The sequence below is a fragment of the Bacillus sp. RAR_M1_44 genome (assembly GCF_020165935.1).
Classification (GTDB): domain Bacteria; phylum Bacillota; class Bacilli; order Bacillales; family Bacillaceae; genus Bacillus; species Bacillus altitudinis.
Genome location: NZ_JAIUKX010000001.1, coordinates 1,647,911 through 1,662,270, shown reverse-complemented (window position 1 = coordinate 1,662,270; position 14,360 = coordinate 1,647,911). Strand labels below are relative to the sequence as shown.

Below are 14,360 nucleotides of genomic sequence, written 5' to 3'. Positions count from 1 at the left end.
ATACAGGAGGAACGATATGAACCATGCAACCAAGAAATGTCTGATCACCTTTATCATTGTGCTATTTTCTATGAGTTTTCTTCATCCTTCCGTTTCATCTGCCCGAACGCAACACACATCATTTTTTACACCTACTGCCTCCGTACCATCTGGTCAATATTATCGCTCACAAGAGGTGGCACTCCATTCCCAGGTGCCAAAAGCTTCTCTTTATTACACAACAGATGGCAGCCAGCCGACAACTCAAAGTCAGCGATATACAAAGCCTATTCATATCGATACCGATACGACTTTAAAAGTAAGCGTTTACAAAAATAGACATCGCTTAGCTACGTCTACATACAATTATCGTTTTGTCACGCGAGAGGACATTGCCTCATCATTTTTATCTTTTGAATATCAAGGAATGCCTTATCGGTTATACATTCCGAAAAATCATAAGAGGGGTAAAGCTTATCCTCTCGTCCTGTTCTTACATGGAGGAGGGGAGCGGGGGACTGATAATCAAAAGCAGTTACTTGCAAATGATGGTGCAGTTTTATGGGCTTCTCCTGAAGTTCAAAAGAAACATCCTGCATACGTACTAGCACCTCAGGCTCGAAATGCTGTGGATGGGGGTTTTGCTTTAACAAGAAACGCGCAAAATGAAATCGACCTGACAAATGTGTTTCAATTTTCACCAGATTTACACAAAGCGTATGAAGTGCTTCAGCATGTGTTAACTTCTTATAAGATTGATCAGAAAAGGATTTATGCGACTGGTTTATCTCAAGGCGGATTTGGCTCGTATCAGTTAAACATCACATATCCTCGTTTGTTTGCAGCGATGATTCCTATTGCGGGGGGTGCAGATCCAAGTAAGGCAGGAATTTTAGCGAACAAACCAATATGGGCATTTCATGCAGAGGATGATTCCATTATTCCTATCTTTTATGCGAGAAATACAATTCAAGCGATTCAAAAAGCTGGTGGAAGACCGATTTATACCGAGTATGCAAGCAAGTATGGGTATGATCATGCATCATGGACGCCTGCTTATGAGACGCCAGGCTTAACAGATTGGTTATTTGCACAGAGACTCAGCTTACGATAAACAAAAAAACCGATTCACCCAAGCGGCGGATCGGTTTTTATTGTTTTATTTGTCCAAACGATGTGCGGAATGTTTCGTTGGTCCGATGTATTCGTTTAGTTGGAAAGAGCCTTTAATGGCAGCTGTGATGAATTCTTTTGCTGCATAAATGGCTTCTTTCACGTCTGAGCCGTTGGCTAGTTCAGCTGTGACTGCGGCTGAGAATGTGCAGCCTGCACCGTGTGTGTATTCTGTGTCGATCTTATCTGTTTCAAGGCGTTCGAAGGTTTGTCCATCATAAAGCAAATCAATCGCTTTATCAGGGCTTAGCTTACCGCCGCCAGTGATGACCACATACTTTGCACCAAGTTCATGGATGCGTTTTGCGGCTTCTTCCATTTGTTCCATCGTTTTGATCTCGCCAATGCCACTTAATTGACCTGCTTCGAAAAGGTTAGGTGTGATAACTGTTGCTAGTGGTGTGAGCTTTTCGCGCAATGCTTCAGCGTGCTCTGGGTAAAGGACTTCGTTCGCACCTTTACATACCATAACGGGATCAATGACGACATTTTTCAGCTCATATGTTTTGATCGTTTCAGCTGCGAGTTCAATGACGTCAACTGTTGGTAGCATACCTGTTTTTAACGCATCTACACCGATGCCTTCCACGATCGTTGAGAGCTGTGCGCGGATGGTTGATGTATCGATTGGAAACACTTGATGATCCCAGTTGTTATGAGGATCCATTGCAACGACAACGGTTAAAGCTGTCATCCCGTAGACGTTTTTTTCTTGAAACGTTTTTAAATCTGCTTGGATACCTGCACCGCCGCTTGAATCCGAACCTGCGATGGTGAGTGCTTTATTCATAGACATAGTTGCTGAACCTCCAATGTGATGTGTAACAGTTACTGTTCTACCCCTTATTATAATCAGCTTTTCCATTTATCACAATGAAACGGCATAAAAAAGCGTTCCACTCTTCATGGAACGCCTCATTCTTTATCTTTTACAAATCACCAATTTCCCTTTTTTCAGCTCCTCTAAAAGCGTTAAGGCTAATTCTTGATCGGCGCCGGTCGACATGATTTTGGCCATCAGTTCATCATCCCTGGTGCGAATGATATTGGCGATTTGATCTAAAATCCCTTGATCGACAGCTGTCATGCTCTTTGCTTCCGTGTCCTCAGTAACGGTATCAGAGCGTTCGGGGTCATACGCAAACACAAACACATCGTCCTTTGCTGATTGTATCTGTTCGATCGTCTGTTTGGCTTCTTTACTATTCTCAACTGTGAAAAATTCCATCATCATCACTCCTTTTCATCAAAAATTCCCATTTTCTCGATCGATCAAACCGTCTTTTATATCATGAGAAGAAAGCCGATTTATGTTTTAATGAAAAAGACGAATCTATTAAAGGAGTTAGGCCGATATGAAGATTTCTTTATTAATTGTGACACATAACCGGCTGAGCGCATTGTGTGAACTGCTTGAATCCATCTCGAGACAAAGCGTACAGCCTTTTGAAATTGTGGTCGTAAATGATGCAGGAGAGCGAGTGGACGTGATTCAGGAACTCTATCCCGAGCTGCCAATCCGCTTGATTCATTTAGATGAGAATGTCCAGCATGTGAACGCAAGAAATGTTGGGGTGCGGGAGCTGACAGGTGACGTCATTATGCTGAGTGATGATGATGATTATTTTACACCTTGTCATATTGAACGTATGAGCAAGGCGCTAGAAGACGCTGATTTTGTCTTTTCGGATGCGGAAATTGTTTCGTTTGAAGAACGAGGTGCGACTCGTTTTCCAGTATCAAGACGTTTGTTTGCTTATACAGCGGACATTGAGGACATGCGTGTTTTTTCTACATACGTTCCTTCTGGCAGTATGTACAAACGCCGCATACATGATGAGATCGGCTATTTTGATCCAGCGATGCATCACTACTGGGACTGGGACTTTTTCCTGCGTGTTACGCAGCATGCACGAGCCAAACGAGTGCCAGCTGCCAGTGTGATCTATGCGTTCTTTGATGGTGGGGGCAATCAGTCGAGTGATCTTGGTGAAACAAGGAAGAACTATTTAGATGATCTGAGTGAAAAGCATGGGCTAGGTGATTTGCCGACAGCGAATTTTGCTGTCCTATTAGAAGAACCAGCGATGAAAAAACGAGAATCAGAGAGTGAGATTGTATGGGATGGAAAACCGATGATCTCAAGATTGGCACAGCAGACAGAAGGAGGACAACCGCAATGAAGCCATTTTTAAATGATAGCTGGTGGGCTGTGATGAAAAGTGAATTTGAACAGCCATATTATCAGGAATTACGTGAGTGGGTAAAGGAAGAATATCGTACGCAGATCGTGTTTCCAAAGCCAGATGACATTTATCGTGCCCTCCATTTGACGTCGTATGAAGATGTGAAGGTCGTGATTTTGGGACAAGACCCTTATCATGGTCCAGGACAGGCACACGGATTAAGCTTTTCTGTTCAGCCTGGTGTCAAACATCCGCCCTCTTTGAGAAATATTTTTCAGGAGCTAAAGGATGACCTCGGTTGTCCGGTCCCTAACCATGGCTCGCTTGTCAGCTGGGCAGAGCAGGGTGTCTTGCTGTTAAACACCGTGCTCACTGTAAGAAAAGGGGAAGCGAACTCGCATAAAGGCAAAGGCTGGGAACGTGTGACAGACCGCGTCATCGACGTCCTGAATGACCGAGATCAGCCAGTCATTTTTGTGCTTTGGGGCAGACATGCGCAAAATAAAAAAGAACGCATTGATCAAAGCAAGCATTACATCATTGAGTCACCTCATCCAAGTCCTTTTTCCGCAAGAAACGGCTTTTTTGGCAGTCGTCCGTTCTCAAAAGTAAACGCCTATTTAAAGCAAATGGGGATTGAAGAAATCAACTGGTGTATTAAGGATATTGAATCAAAATAGGACGAGGGAAAATCCCTTCGTCCTGTTTATTTTAAAAATTTGCGGACAATGTCGAGTCCGTTTTTCGCATTTGGATAGCGGAAAGAAAAATCAAAGCGATTGGTCTGGCGTAGGACGCTTTTTTCATGGGTAAAGGTGAAAAAGCTTTCTTTTCCATGATATCGTCCGATACCGCTTTCGCCAACGCCACCAAATGGTAAGTATGGAGTGGCGACATGCATCAGCGTATCATTAATGCAGCCCCCGCCAAATGAGAGGTTGTCTAGAATATAAGCTTCTGTTTCATTATTTGTTGTAAATAAGTAAAGAGCGAGGGGCTTCGGTCTTGCCTTAATCATGTCAGCTGCCTCTTGAAGAGAGTCAAATGTGATGACAGGCAAAATAGGTCCGAAAATTTCCTCCTGCATCACAGGATCTTCCCATGTAATATGATCTAGAATGGTCGGTTCGATTTTGTGCTCTTGTTCATTGCGCTGTCCGCCTGTCACAATCGTGCCATTTGAGAGAAATTGTGAAAGTCGATCAAAATGACGCTGGCTGACATTTTTTCCGAAATGCGGATTTGTTTCAGGTTGGTCCCCGTAAAAGTCACGGATACAGGTCGTCATTTCACGCAATAGGTCCTCTTTGATCGATTCATGAACTAGTAAATAGTCTGGTGCAATACATGTTTGACCAGCATTCGTGAATTTACCAAAGGTGATTCGTTTCGCAGCGAGCTTGATGTCTGCATCAGGCATGACAATGCATGGACTTTTTCCGCCGAGCTCAAGTGTGACAGGTGTGAGATGTTTTGCGGCCGCTTCCATGACGACTTTGCCGACGGCTACACTCCCAGTAAAGAAAATATAATCAAAAGGCAGTTTCAGAAGCTCTGTGCTGACATCCACACCGCCTTCAACGACCGCTGCAAGATCTTCTTGAAACACGCTTTCCACAATCGTGCCAATCACGTTTGAGACGTGCGGCGTTAATTCTGACGGTTTTAAAGTAACGGCATTTCCCGCAGAAATGGCTCCAACTAATGGCGAAAGGGCCAATTGGAAAGGATAGTTCCAAGGGGCAATAATTAGAACACTTCCGTACGGTTCCTTAATGATCATACTTTTTGATCCGATATGGGTCAGAGGTGTTTTCGCGCGAGATGGTTTGGCCCATTTGTGAAGATGTTTGACGGTATGATTGATCTCTTCATATACCATGCCAATTTCTGTTGTATAGGCTTCCTGTTCGGATTTATGTAAATCATGGGCTAAGGCTTGTAATATGTCCTTTTCATGATGTTTAATGGCTTTTTTTAAATCGTTAAGAAGACGGATTCGATCTTGAACCGCTGGTGTTTGCACGTTTTTTTGTTTGTGAATGAGTTCAGTGAGTTTGCTCATCTTTCAGTCCTTTCAAAGACGATATTGTTTCTTTTTTATTATGTGTGAATCTTGGGTAAGGGTCAAATAAGAGGAACAGAAGCACACAGCTTTGAAAAAATGAGCCCATTCGGTTTGTTCATTTGGTAAAATAATGTTGGAAAACGAATTTTTTAGATTGGAGGGTCTACCCTTGAATATTCATATATCAAGTCTGCTTCAAAAAATGGAGGAAGCCATTCAAAAAGCAAAACAAAGTGGAAATGATGAAGAGGTGAAACGTCAAGCGGCGGTCATCTCTTCACTATGTGATGTCATTCTCGACACGTCATCACAGGTGCAAATGCCGGAGTCTTCGGTCATTTCACCACCTCCATCTATACAGACACCATCTGCACCGGCTGTGTCTACGGATCAAGCCATGCTAGAGAAATTGATGGGCACTAGCGGTGCAAAGAAATTTCAGCATAAAGAAGAGGGTCAACAAGAGAAAGATGGCAACGGTGACTCTATTTTTGATTTTTAATGGTCTTGTCACGACAAAGGGAAGGTGATCGGGTTGAAACTATTTTTGGGCGCCATTCAGTGGATGGCATTTTTTATCGCAGCTTCTATTGCTGTGCCGATTGCGATTGCACAAGCATTTGAATTAAATCAAGTGCAGTCGGCGGAACTGATTCAGAGTACATTCTTTTCACTTGGACTTGTGGCGATGGTGCAGTGTTTATGCGGTCATATGCTGCCGATCAATGAAAGTCCAGCAGGGCTGTGGTGGGGGGTATATACCCTTTATGCAGGCATGACAGGGACGATTTTTGCTACATATCCTGAAACCTTGCAAGCGTTACAAGGGGCGTTAATTTTTAGTGCAGCGTTCTTTTTTATTTTTAGTCTCTTTAAAATCATTAATTGGCTCGCGTCTTTATTTACGCCGGTTGTCACAGGTATTTATTTGCTGCTGCTTGTTGTGCAGTTAAGTCAGCCAATCATGAAAGGGCTGATGGGGATCGGTTATCGGGGAAATCAGGTAGATGGACTTGTCTTTTGTCTATCGATCTTGATTATTGTCATCACCTTCATGATCAGCCGCTCAAAATGGCATTATTTAAGACAGTTTTCTGTGTTATTTGCACTTGCAGGCGGCTGGCTGTTATTTGCTTTACTCGGACTAGCGAAGCCTGTTCGCATTCCTGAGCAGATCATTGAGTTTCCAAAGCTGTTTCCATTTGGCATGCCGGTCTTTGACAGTGGACTGCTTGTTACGTCCTTTTTTATTACGATCTTACTCATAGTGAATATGCTGGCAAGTATTCGAATTGTGGAAAGTTCCGTCAAGGCATTTGGTGAACTGCGTGAGCGGAAACGAGCCAGACCGGCTGGTTTTGTCGCCGCATTTGGTCATTTGCTGAGCGGACTGATTGGTGCGATTGCGCCTGTCCCTATTTCAGGGGCAGCGGGTTTTATACAAACAACCAAAATTCCATCGAGAAAGCCATTTTTCCTTGGCAGTCTGCTCATTGTCCTCATTAGTTTATTTCCATTATTGATGAGCTTTTTCTCTGCATTGCCTTCACCTGTGGGGCTGGCTGTGAACTTTGTGGTGTTCTCTTCTATGATTGGGATTGCTATGTCTGAATTCGATCAGTATGAAAAAGAAGACATCCCGCGCATTCGATTTGTGCTTGGCATCGCTGTTTTAGCAGGCGTGGGCGCAATGTTTGTGCCACAAGGTGCATTGAAAGGCATGCATCCTGTGCTGATTTCTTTATTGAGCAATGGTCTTGTGCTTGGCACGCTGATTGCGATTGTGGTCGATCAAGTGCTACTGCGAAAGAAGAAGAAATCCGACAATCTCGTGTCAGCATCATAGGAAAGTTGAATGTTGGATATGACCCGAGCTATGATAAACATAATTGATGAGATAAGGAGAATGACGAATGAAACTATTTTTCATATTAGGTGCCATTAACGCCATGCTTGCGGTTGGTCTTGGAGCCTTCGGTGCACATGGACTGGAAGGGAAAATTCCTGAAAAGTATATTGAGATATGGAATAAAGGGGTTCAATATCAGATGTTCCATGCCATTGGCCTATTTATTGTCGCCTTTCTGGCAGATAAGCTGTCAGGTGTTTCTCTAGTGCCGACCGCTGGCTGGGTGATGCTGGCAGGCATTCTTTTCTTCTCAGGAAGCCTTTATGTGCTTGCCTTGACTCAGGTGAAGATTTTAGGTGCTATTACGCCAATTGGCGGAGTGGCGTTTATCGCTTCTTGGATCATGCTAGTGATTGCAGCAGCAAAAAATTTATAAGCCAGAAAAACCGATGCTCTCATAGGGGCATCGGTTTTTTTCTTAACTCCAATAAGGAGAATAGTTCGGAGGTGCTTGATAATAAGGTACATAGTGAGAAGGCGGGACAGGGTGCGTTTGTGTCTCTTCCTCCCGGTGGCAGAAAGGCCCGATAAACACACCAGGCTTCACAGGCTGCGTCGCCTGCTTCCACTGCGTTTCGTTCATGCAATAAGTATGTGCCATGATGTGAGGAGGCGTGAGGGTTAGAAGGTCTGAACCTAAGATGACTTCTGGCGTCGATGCGTTAAAAATGGCTAACAAATGGGTTTTGTCCTGCAAGGCGACTTCATAATGCCACCAGCCTTGTGGCACATTGGCTACCTGCCCAGGGGTAATAGTGTAGGTGGACAGCTTTTTTGTAAAAGGGTTCAACATGGATACAGCAGCAGAGCCGGCGATACAATAAACAAGCTCGGCAGCATTTTGATGATAATGAGGCTCTACTACTTTGCTTTTACTCAAATATATATCCAGCAGAGATACTTGATCGAGCGAATTTAATTGTTTTTTTCCTAAAACATTAATCAGATTGTGTTGATCATATTTCACAAGGGGGCTTTGATTCAAATCAAATGAATATTTAACATTCGGCGATGTATAATCCAGCTCAACAGTCATTGATGTCACCTCTAGGCGTTTAATAAAAACTACTAGGCATCTTATGAGCCTTCCCCCGAAGGTGTGTCAAAAACCTAGACAAAAGAAAAAAGCAAGGGCGTCTGCACCTTGCTGCTGATATGACCTTGAGGTTATCTCGGAGAATACGTAGACATCGAGTATGGATAGTCATATTGAATTTCCCCATCAAACGTAATGTAATCAAGGTAGATTGTTAACAATAAGTATCGTGTCCCCGTTTTGTTATCACTAATGATAATGTGATCACGTCCTGCAGCCTCAATGACCCCTCTAAAAATCTTTGAGTTCCATTCTTTACTTGCCTCAAACGTCATATAGATCGTGGCTACTTTGCCGCGGTTTAATCGTAAAATATTTTCAATATAGGACTGCTCAAGCGGCAGCTGACCGGTGACGTTCTGCTGATAAATCGGTCCCGAAGGAATTTGATAGGGCTGCCCGCCACTTTGCCCACCTTGGCCTCCTTGTGAAGTACCAGTAGACGGCATTGGCGAATACCCCTGCTGCATTTGACCTTGCATTTGACCCTGCGTTTGGGGAGGGACTGAATAACCCATCTGCTGCGCAGGATACGGATTTGCTCCATATTGTTGCTGGCGAAAATCTTGACCTTCGAAACCCGAACCTTGCCCAAATTGATTTTTCAATTTCATAACGTTCCTCCTCTTTCCTCATGGTGTTCTAAACAGAAGGCAGAAAAGCGCCTGTTGTTTCCATAGCATTCTTTTTCTCTTTCACACTATGAGACAGGAAGAGAGAATATGTACATTGAACGAAAAAAAGGAACTGCTTTGTGCAGTTCCTCAGTATTCAGACAAACCCCTTATTCGTACTGCCTAGATTGCAAAGGTTTCCAACAATTTAAGGAATGCCTGTTTACATCAACCAATTCATAGCCCGCTGGACGTCATAGAGAAGGGTCATCGTGAGAAAAAATAAGGCGATCGGTGCGATGGCAATGATAAAGGCCTGCCATATTCTCAGCTTCATCACAGCAACAAGGCCTAAAACAGCCATCCCAAATATCCATGCCTTGGTATACGCATCAACCAGTGGTAAAACGCTGAGATAATACCATACTTCATAGTGCTGGTCTAAATAGGGTGAGATTTTCACAAATGTATACGGACCAAGCAACCCCACAGTAATAATCCAAGTAAGAGCAAATAAGGTGGAAGGAAAAATGACCGTCAGTGTGCAAGCTTTGAGCACATCTCGATACGGCGCTTTACTGCAAAAAAACAGTCGTCCTAACCACTGTAAAATGAATGAACCGAAAAATAGAAGAAAATTGCCTACTAAAATACCAAAACCTGCTCCGTGTAACAGAATAAAAGGATATGGAATATGATTGCCCATATACTCACTAAAATACCCTTCGTACATCCAGCTAGTACCAGCGATACTTGCAAGGAGTATCATCAGCCACATGGGAATAGAGGTATGTTCATATGAGCGAATAATCGTTTTTGTCGCGACAAAAATTTTAAAGAATCGAAAAAAACCTTTTGCTTCCTCTTCTTGGGAGAGATCACTCTTCATATACTCCAATGTTCTTTACTCCTTTATTACACATAAATGATTACTTATATTACCAAAATTTTTACGTTTTTCAAAGATAGATCATGAAAAAAATCCAATTTTATAAAAAATAGGTCACTCTACAGTCTCTTTAAGAGGAGACACATATGATAACCATAGTTTAAAAGAGACCGAGGTGAAAACATTGACGAAAGTAACGGTCATTATGACGAGTTACAACAAAGCAGCCTACGTTGGCAGATCAATTGAAGCGGTGCTGCAGCAGACCTTGTCAGACCTTGAACTTTTTATCATGGATGATGGATCAAACGAACAAACTCTTGCTGCTATTGAGCCTTTCCGTAAAGATCCACGCGTCCATTTTATCCAAAGCGGGGTGAAAACGCTGGAGGAAAGAACGGCGAAAACACGCTATGCCGTCCTCATTAATCAAGCATTAGAACAGGCAAAGGGCGAGTATATTTCCTATGCCACAGATGACAATGTCTATGCACCAGACCGTTTAGAGAAGCTCACGAAATATTTAGATGCTCGTCCGAATGAAGAAATTGTCTATTCTAGTTCAAAAGTTATCTATTTAAATAGCGAAAAAGAGCCAGTAAAGGAAACGATTCGACCTGCGCAAACGGTGCAGTGGAATGCACCTTGTGCCATTGATCACTGCTCGGTTGTACATCGTGCATCCATTTTAACAAAGATTCGTGCTGAGTTTGGATCCTACTGGGACGAGAGTCCGCATTTTTATCGAATAGGGGATGCCCGGTTCTTTTTTAGATTAAATCACTTTTATCCGTTCTACCCTTTTGATGAGGTATTGGATACAAACTACATCACAGAACAGTCTATTCATTATCAGTTGGCAGAAGAAGAGAAAAGCGATTTTATTCAAGCACTTCCTCCGCAGTCTACCTGCAGGGAGCTCCGCCATATATTAAAACAAAGACATGGGAGGTGACCTTAAGTGTCGCATTATATTCATCATTATTGGCAAGTGTACTTTGAGTATGTGAATCTGATGAAAGACTTATCTTATCGCCACATACCCCTTGGGTTAATCAGTAATTTTTATCAATACATCAGCCCTGAAGTAAGAGAACGTATGGAAGATAAGGCGTTTGGTGAAGAGCTGTCAACAACTTGTCCAAAGCCGCAAGACATTCAGCCCTTTTTTGATCAGCATAAACAGCAGATCAAGCGTACCCCTTATCGTCCGAGTCATGGAAAGGTGCTGCTTCACTTTGAACACTTGCGTTTTACTGAACAAAATTACACGCGGTTCCATCCGAACCAAACAGTGGTGCTCGCGCGCTGGAAGAAGGCTGATTATTTCGGATTACCAGTGATCAGCAAGCCGGAATTAGCCGGAGAGGTTAATAAAGAAGCCCATGTTGAATATATTGAAAAAGCAAATGCTCTATTGAAACCTTACGCCCACCATCCTGTCTTTGGCAATGTCTTTTTTAGAGAAAAGCTTCGGAAGGACCTTGTGCACTTTATTGATGTGATTGACCAAATAGAAACGCTATTTGAGATGCAGCCAATCACAGCTGTTGTTGTTGGTACGACGGAGGATGCTTATAGCCGTGTGCTCGCCTTACAAACTGTGAAGCGCCATCTAACAAGTATTTGTCTTCAGCACGGTGCGCTCATGGGAGACGAAGCCTTTTTGCCGATTTTCACCACCTGCCACGGGGTGTTTGGAAAATATGAAAAGGACTGGTATGTAGATAAAGGCTGTCAGCCTGAGCAGGTGGAGATCACAGGTCACCCGAGATTTGATTTGGTGCAGGAGCGAACACCGCTTCAAGAGGAAATGGTCTTTCGTAAATTAAACTTCAACCCTGCCAAAAAGACTGTGCTCGTGGCAACACAGCCGTTTTCAGAAGCCTTTTACGGTGATGTTCTTAAAACGATTGCAAAACGGAAAGACATTCAGCTGATTATGAAGCCGCATCCGTGGGAAATTGCTCGAAATCGTTTAAATGACTATACAGCGATTGAGCGCGCGGGGAACCATGTGAGATTAATTAAAAAAGAGATCGACTTGTATGACCTCCTGCCGTATATGGATATGGTCATTACGCTCACATCAACAGTTGGTTTGGAAGCAATGCTCTTTAAAAAGAGTGTACTGATTGGAAAAATGACAGAAGGCAGAAGATACCCTTATTACGAGTCGCTTGGCAGCTGCCACATGGAAAACCCTATTGAGCTGGCCGAGAAAGCGATCCGTATTTTATCGGATGAACAAGAAATGAAGCTGGCGAAACAGCAAGGGGCTCGTTTCATTCAAGAACATTATCCGCATGCACAATCGACCGATGTTCTGCTTTCTCTGCTCAAAACAAAAACAGGCGTGGATTTTCAGAGATGAAGATAGGGGTGTGCAAGCGATATGGGACAAAAGAGAGCACAATTTCTTCCTTATGCACTGCCTTTTATTGAACAGGAAGAAATTGATGAAGTCATTGGAACATTAAAGTCCGGCTGGTTGTCCACCGGACCAAAAGTGAGACAGTTTGAAGAAGAGTTTAGGCAGCTGACTGGAGCGAAGCACGCGATAGCAGTTAATTCATGTACAGCTGCTCTATTTTTAGCGTTAAAGGCGAGAGGCATTGGAGCTGGTGATGAGGTCATCACAACGCCTCTGACGTTCTGCGCAACAGCCAATACGATCATCCATACGGGGGCAGCCCCTATTTTCGTCGATATTGATCCGGCGACACTCAATCTAGATGCGAAAAAATTAGAAGCGGCCATTACACCACATACGAAAGCGGTTGTCCCTGTACATTTTGCTGGTCAATCGTGTGATATGGACCAAATTTTAGCGATTGCCAAAAAGTATGATTTGTTCGTGCTGGAGGATGCCGCTCATGCCCTTTATACGACCTATCACGATCAACCGATTGGATCAATTGGTGATGCGACCGCCTTTAGCTTCTATGCAACGAAAAACATAGCGACTGGTGAAGGCGGCATGCTGACGACAAATGATGATGCCCTTGCAGCTAGAATCAGAAGGCTGGCGCTTCACGGGATGAGTAAGGGAGCGTGGAATCGTTATGGAGAAAAGGGAACATGGTATTACGAGGTCGAGGAACCGGGCTATAAAATGAACATGTTTGACGTGCAAGCATCGTTAGGGCTCGTTCAGCTAAGCCGGTTGAAGGAGATGCAGACACGCAGAGAACAGATTGCGAAGACATACAATCAGGCATTTCAACATGAAGCTGGTCTCATCTTGCCGCCTGTACATGATGAGGGAAGACATGCGTGGCATTTATATGTGCTACAAGTTGATCCAAAAGAAGCACTGATCACACGCGATGACATGATTGATCAGCTGCAAAAGGAATATAAAATCGGCACGAGTGTTCATTTTATTCCCGTTCACTTGCATCCATATTATGAGAAGACCTACAACTATTCACCAGAGGATTTCCCTGAGGCACTCACTTATTACAAACGAACGCTTTCGCTCCCGCTCTATCCAAGTATGACAGATGAAGATGTGCAGGATGTCATCACCGCAGTCGTGTCAATTTTAAAAGACAAGAAGGCCTCTTCATGAAAGTCGTTCATGCAATAGACGATCAGGTGCTGGCAGCTTGGCTGAAAACATATGGTCATGAAACGGAACGCATGGCAGGATTCAAGCAGTTTGCTCTTGTCAGCGGCGCTAAGCTCAAAGCAGTGCTGTTATACGAATGGTCCAAATGGGAGAGCGGCATTTTTGACAAGCATATTTTTCATGTGAAGTTTGTGGAAGCTGAATCAGCGCTGCTCTTTAAAGAATTGATGGAGAGATTCATCAATTGGATGAGAACAGAAAAATGTGATTTTTTCTTTTTACGGCTTGAGGCGGCTGATCTTGAAAAAAACCGCATTGTTCAAAAACTATCCCATGTGTATTATGTCGGTGGTCTGACTAGGCTTGAGGCACCGCCTGCCCTCATGGAGATGCCATTATCAGATCAAGATGTGGTGATGGGTGTGCCAGATAAGAAGGATTACGATGAGGCGGTCTTACTAGGTGATCAGGCTTTTGTGAAAAGCCGTTATGCCCTTGACCCATATTTAGACCAGCGTGTTGTTCAGCATTTTTATCAGGAGTGGATGAGAAACAACCTACTCGGACGCGCAGATATCAACCTCGTTGCCAAGGTGAATGATGAAGTGGTTGGCTTGATTCAAGGTATGACAAAGGGGCATGAGATGGGGCTTGAGCTTTTTGCGATTAGACCGGATGTTCAAGGAAAAGGGATCGGAAAAAAGCTGTTTATTGAGATGATGAAAGTGTCTCATGACAGAGGGCATCACTTCATTTCTGCGGGGACACAGCTTCATAATACGACAGCCATCCAGCTGTACGAAAAGATGGGATTTAGGACAACAAATGCCTTTTTGTATTACCATGTGTGGCCGAAAAAAGGAGAGAGGTAA

The 14,360-nt window shown here is 43.5% G+C and carries 16 protein-coding genes; 10 read left to right on the top strand and 6 right to left on the bottom strand.

The genetic code is table 11. The annotated features are described in order from the left end of the window. Window positions 1–16: 16 nt before the first annotated feature. On the top strand, window positions 17–1,093 hold the full coding sequence (locus LCD34_RS08900) for a chitobiase/beta-hexosaminidase C-terminal domain-containing protein (RefSeq protein ID WP_224558814.1): 1,077 nt from the start codon (window positions 17–19) through the stop codon (window positions 1,091–1,093). Window positions 1,094–1,138: 45 nt separating this feature from the next. Here LCD34_RS08900 and LCD34_RS08895 read toward each other — a convergent pair whose 3' ends face one another. Next, window positions 1,139–1,948: a bifunctional hydroxymethylpyrimidine kinase/phosphomethylpyrimidine kinase gene (locus tag LCD34_RS08895; RefSeq protein WP_008343648.1), complete on the bottom strand. Its 810-nt coding sequence runs from the start codon at window positions 1,946–1,948 to the stop codon at window positions 1,139–1,141. Window positions 1,949–2,074: 126 nt separating this feature from the next. Continuing rightward, window positions 2,075–2,380, bottom strand: a complete 306-nt coding sequence (locus tag LCD34_RS08890; RefSeq protein ID WP_074041779.1) for a general stress protein — start codon at window positions 2,378–2,380, stop codon at window positions 2,075–2,077. A gap of 127 nt (window positions 2,381–2,507) precedes the next feature. Here LCD34_RS08890 and LCD34_RS08885 point away from each other — a divergent pair, with 127 nt between their 5' ends. Then, window positions 2,508–3,335 (top strand): glycosyltransferase family 2 protein, encoded by an 828-nt coding sequence (locus LCD34_RS08885; RefSeq protein WP_007497795.1) that lies wholly within the window; start codon window positions 2,508–2,510, stop codon window positions 3,333–3,335. Then, a complete protein-coding gene (locus tag LCD34_RS08880) occupies window positions 3,332–4,018 on the top strand; it encodes a uracil-DNA glycosylase (protein ID WP_224558813.1) in 687 nt (228 codons plus the stop codon). Before LCD34_RS08885 ends, LCD34_RS08880 begins: the two co-directional genes overlap by 4 nt. 26 nt (window positions 4,019–4,044) lie before the next feature. Here LCD34_RS08880 and LCD34_RS08875 read toward each other — a convergent pair whose 3' ends face one another. Then, window positions 4,045–5,403: an aldehyde dehydrogenase gene (locus LCD34_RS08875; protein ID WP_017360123.1), complete on the bottom strand. Its 1,359-nt coding sequence runs from the start codon at window positions 5,401–5,403 to the stop codon at window positions 4,045–4,047. Window positions 5,404–5,575: 172 nt separating this feature from the next. Between LCD34_RS08875 and LCD34_RS08870 the strand changes: the two genes are divergently transcribed. From LCD34_RS08870 to LCD34_RS08860, 3 genes are all read left to right on the top strand, one after another. Further along, the gene (locus LCD34_RS08870; protein WP_212357108.1) at window positions 5,576–5,908 is read left to right on the top strand and encodes a YwdI family protein; all 333 of its coding nucleotides are present in this window, start codon (window positions 5,576–5,578) and stop codon (window positions 5,906–5,908) included. 33 nt (window positions 5,909–5,941) lie between these two features. Next, entirely contained in the window at window positions 5,942–7,252 is a 1,311-nt protein-coding gene (locus tag LCD34_RS08865) for a purine/pyrimidine permease (RefSeq protein ID WP_007497786.1), read from the top strand. A gap of 67 nt (window positions 7,253–7,319) precedes the next feature. After that, the gene (locus tag LCD34_RS08860) at window positions 7,320–7,691 is read left to right on the top strand and encodes a DUF423 domain-containing protein (RefSeq protein WP_003215282.1); all 372 of its coding nucleotides are present in this window, start codon (window positions 7,320–7,322) and stop codon (window positions 7,689–7,691) included. A gap of 42 nt (window positions 7,692–7,733) precedes the next feature. Here LCD34_RS08860 and LCD34_RS08855 read toward each other — a convergent pair whose 3' ends face one another. The 3 genes from LCD34_RS08855 to LCD34_RS08845 form a co-directional block, all read right to left on the bottom strand. Continuing rightward, window positions 7,734–8,351: a cupin domain-containing protein gene (locus tag LCD34_RS08855; RefSeq protein ID WP_224558812.1), complete on the bottom strand. Its 618-nt coding sequence runs from the start codon at window positions 8,349–8,351 to the stop codon at window positions 7,734–7,736. Window positions 8,352–8,482: 131 nt separating this feature from the next. Then, a complete protein-coding gene (gerQ, locus tag LCD34_RS08850; RefSeq protein ID WP_007497781.1) occupies window positions 8,483–9,025 on the bottom strand; it encodes a spore coat protein GerQ in 543 nt (180 codons plus the stop codon). A gap of 223 nt (window positions 9,026–9,248) precedes the next feature. After that, a complete protein-coding gene (locus LCD34_RS08845) occupies window positions 9,249–9,923 on the bottom strand; it encodes a YIP1 family protein (protein ID WP_318010719.1) in 675 nt (224 codons plus the stop codon). 175 nt (window positions 9,924–10,098) lie between these two features. Between LCD34_RS08845 and LCD34_RS08840 the strand changes: the two genes are divergently transcribed. Genes LCD34_RS08840 through LCD34_RS08825 form a run of 4 tightly spaced genes read left to right on the top strand, consistent with a single transcriptional unit; the run spans window position 10,099 to window position 14,360 of the window. Then, window positions 10,099–10,869: a glycosyltransferase family 2 protein gene (locus tag LCD34_RS08840; protein ID WP_017360119.1), complete on the top strand. Its 771-nt coding sequence runs from the start codon at window positions 10,099–10,101 to the stop codon at window positions 10,867–10,869. Window positions 10,870–10,875: 6 nt separating this feature from the next. After that, window positions 10,876–12,288, top strand: coding sequence for a CDP-glycerol glycerophosphotransferase family protein (locus LCD34_RS08835; protein WP_224558811.1), 1,413 nt, complete (start codon window positions 10,876–10,878; stop codon window positions 12,286–12,288). A 21-nt stretch (window positions 12,289–12,309) separates the two neighbouring features. Further along, a complete protein-coding gene (locus LCD34_RS08830) occupies window positions 12,310–13,488 on the top strand; it encodes a DegT/DnrJ/EryC1/StrS family aminotransferase (protein WP_224558810.1) in 1,179 nt (392 codons plus the stop codon). Continuing rightward, a complete protein-coding gene (locus LCD34_RS08825) occupies window positions 13,485–14,360 on the top strand; it encodes a GNAT family N-acetyltransferase (RefSeq protein WP_224558809.1) in 876 nt (291 codons plus the stop codon). The genes LCD34_RS08830 and LCD34_RS08825 overlap by 4 nt, the downstream gene beginning before the upstream one ends.